Below are 3,105 nucleotides of genomic sequence, written 5' to 3' on the forward strand. Positions count from 1 at the left end.
CACGACCCCTGCGTCGGCATCCGCGCGGTGCCGGTCGGCGAGGCCATGATGGCCTGCGTGCTGGCGGATCACTTCCTGCGGCACCGCGGGCAGGTGGGCGGTAAAGGCGGACTAGCGTAGCGCAATCCAAATTGTTCTCGCGCGCTAAGTAGCTGTTCCATCGACACTTCGTATCTGTGCATGGGGTTGTTTTCGACATTTTACTATTCCGCGTCCTCCGCCCGCATCTGCTCTCGGTCCAGCTGTCCGGCGAAGTCAGGTACGGGCGGTCCCCTCACACCATCGCATCCGCGATCTTCTCCGCCGCCATCAGCGTCGGAAAATTCGTATTCGCGCACGGCACCACCGGAAAGATCGAGGCGTCGACGACGCGCAGGCCCTGAATGCCCTTGACGCGGCCCTGGGTGTCGACCACCGCCATCGGATCGTCGCCGCGGCCCATCCGCAGCGAGCAGGAGGCGTGCCAGACGCCGATCGTCGCCTTGCGGACGAAGGCTTCCAGCGCCTCGTCGTCGCTCATCACCTGCTCGAAGGTGAAGCCCTCGACGATGAAATTGTCGATCATGGCGTGGCGCAGCGCCGCCGGGCCGTCCATCAGAAGCGCGGCAATCGAGGTGAGGACCTTGTTCTTCGTGTTGACCACGCCGATCTTGCGGACGCGGTCGGTGTAGGAGGCCGGGAACGGCTTGTCGGTGACCGCCTGCAGCGGCGCGCTCATCTGCAGGCCCGCCATCTTCCGAAACCCGCTCATCAGGCGGTCGAGGTCGCGGCGGTCGCTCAGCAGATTGAACTCGACGATCGGCTCGGCCTGCGGGTTGCGCGAAGCAAGCTTGACCTGGCCGGTCTCCGAATAGGTCTTGTTGACGAAGGTGAGCAGCGAGGCGATCTGTTCGCCGACCGCATGCCAGGCCGACTTGCTCAGCACCGCGACGAACATGTCGCCGGCAGGCGTGCCTGACAGCCCCGAGGAATAGCGCAGCCCCATCTGAATGTGGCGGCGCGTGTGCGCGTTCATGCGGGCGCCGCGGCGCACATAGGAGGACAATGAGATCGAGGGGTGATCCATCAGCCCCTGGCCGACGCCTGCTAGGCCCATCAGCACGGGAATGCCCATTTCCCGGAGATGTCCGACCGGGCCGATCCCGGCGCGCAGCAGATGCGCCGGCGAATGGATCGCGCCGCAGGACAGGATGATCTCGCGGCCGCGAAACTCCTGTTCCCGTCCATCGACCAGCGCCTTGACGCCGACGCAGCGCGTGCCGTCGAACAGCAACTCCTTCACCACGGTGTCGGTCGAGATCGTCAGATTGCTGCGTTGGCGGGTCTCGCGATCGAGATAGCCCATCGCCGCCGAGACGCGCGCCTCGTCCTGGTTGGAATGCGTCACCGGAAAATAGCCCTCGACGAATTCGCCGTTCTGGTCCGGCAGATAAGCGTAGCCGGCGAGTTTGCAGGCTTCGCCCATGGCTTGGCTGTGCCGGGTCCAGTGCTCCCTGGGAATGCGGCGCACCGGGATGCGGCCGTCCTTGCCGTGCAGCGGCCCGTCGCAATCGAGGTCGCGCTCGACCTTTTTGAAGTAGGGCAGCACGTCGTTCCAGTTCCACCCCTCGGCGCCGCGGGCCTCCCACTCCGCGTAATCGGTCGGCGCGCCGCGATTGGCCATCTGGCCGTTGATCGAGGAGCCGCCGCCCAGCACGCGCGCCTGCTCGTATTTGCGCAACGGCGGGCGGTCCGCTTCCGGGTTGTTGTGGCTGACGATCTGCGTGGTGACCTTGAGTTCGGTCCAGTGGAAGCGCGGATCGAAATACGCCTGCCCCGAATAGCTGTCGCGAATTTCCGGCGGCTCGTGGCCGGGCGGCGTATCCTGACCGGCTTCGCAGAGCAGGACCTTGTTGGCGCTTTTGGCCGAGAGCCGGTGGGCCATGACCGAGCCCGCCGAGCCGCCGCCGGCGATGATGATGTCGTACACTGTGACGCTTCTCCCCGATTTATACCAGGAAGCTAGCGCACCTCCGCCGCCGGGTCACGCCGGCTGTGCGCTGCCAACTCGAAACGGCTGTCTCGGCTTGACCTCCGATGTACTTCCTCCCACATGTTGGGATCATGAACGCACCCGAGCTGCAGAAAATTACCGACTGGCTGATCGACGGCGCGCGCTCGGCGGCCAGCCCGACGCGGATGATGGCGGAGATCTGCGAACGCCTGGTGGCGGCGGGCCTGCCGCTGTGGCGGGTAGGCATCTTCGTCCGCACGTTGCATCCGGATATCTACGGCCGCAATTTCATCTGGCGGCCCGGCGCCGAGGTCGAGATCGGCACGGTGGATTTCAATATCCTGAGTGACCCCGCATTCACCAGCAGCCCGCTGATGATCGTGTTCACGGAAGGCACGGAGGTTCGCGGCCGGCTGGATGATATGGAGGCCGGGCGCTTTTCGATTTTCGACGATTTGCGCGCCGAGGGCGCCACCGATTACATCGCGCTGCCGCTGCATTTCACCGATGGTCTCAGTCACGCATCGAGTTGGACCACCAGGCAGCCGGGCGGCTTCACCGATCAGCAACTGGCCGCGCTACGCGCGCTGGTGCCGGCGCTGGCGCGGGTCATCGAGATCATCCAGTGGCGCCGCACCTCGTCGCTGCTGCTCGACACCTATGTCGGCAACCGTGCCGGCGAACGGATCCTGAAGGGCCAGATCAGGCGTGGCCATACCGACACCATGGATGCCGCTATCTGGCTGTCGGATCTGCGCGGCTTTACCGCGCTGTCGGACCGGCTGCCGGCCGAGACCGTGGTCGACATCCTCAACAGCTATTTCGACTGCCAGGTGGCGGCGATCAGGGACCATGGCGGTGAGGTGCTGAAATTCATGGGAGACGGGCTGCTCGCGGTGTTTCCGATCGACGAATATGTCGGCGACATCAGCCAGGTCTGCGGCCATGTGCTGGAAGCCGCGCGCGAATCCCGCGCCAGCGTCGAGGCGATGCACTATCCGGTCGGCGAGACCGTCGAGCGCTTCCGGTTCGGCGTCTCCCTGCATGTCGGGCGGATTCTGTACGGCAATATCGGCGGCGGCAACCGGCTCGATTTCACCTGCATCGGTCCC

At 65.2% G+C, this 3,105-nt stretch carries 3 protein-coding genes; 2 read left to right on the forward strand and 1 reads right to left on the reverse strand.

The window, feature by feature from the left end:
- Positions 1–120, forward strand: a 120-nt coding sequence (locus Q8R73_RS01260) for a chorismate synthase (RefSeq protein WP_305717739.1), incomplete at its 5' end; no start/stop codon positions are given.
- Between the two features lie 154 nt (positions 121–274).
- On the opposite strand, the gene Q8R73_RS01265 is transcribed toward Q8R73_RS01260, so the two are convergent.
- Entirely contained in the window at positions 275–1,969 is a 1,695-nt protein-coding gene (locus tag Q8R73_RS01265) for a GMC family oxidoreductase (protein WP_305717737.1), read from the reverse strand.
- A 134-nt stretch (positions 1,970–2,103) separates the two neighbouring features.
- Here Q8R73_RS01265 and Q8R73_RS01270 point away from each other — a divergent pair.
- A partial coding sequence (locus tag Q8R73_RS01270; RefSeq protein ID WP_305717738.1) for an adenylate/guanylate cyclase domain-containing protein occupies positions 2,104–3,105 on the forward strand: 1,002 nt, incomplete at its 3' end.

Source organism: Bradyrhizobium sp. (genome assembly GCF_030697065.1).
Taxonomy (GTDB): Bacteria; Pseudomonadota; Alphaproteobacteria; order Rhizobiales; family Xanthobacteraceae; genus Bradyrhizobium.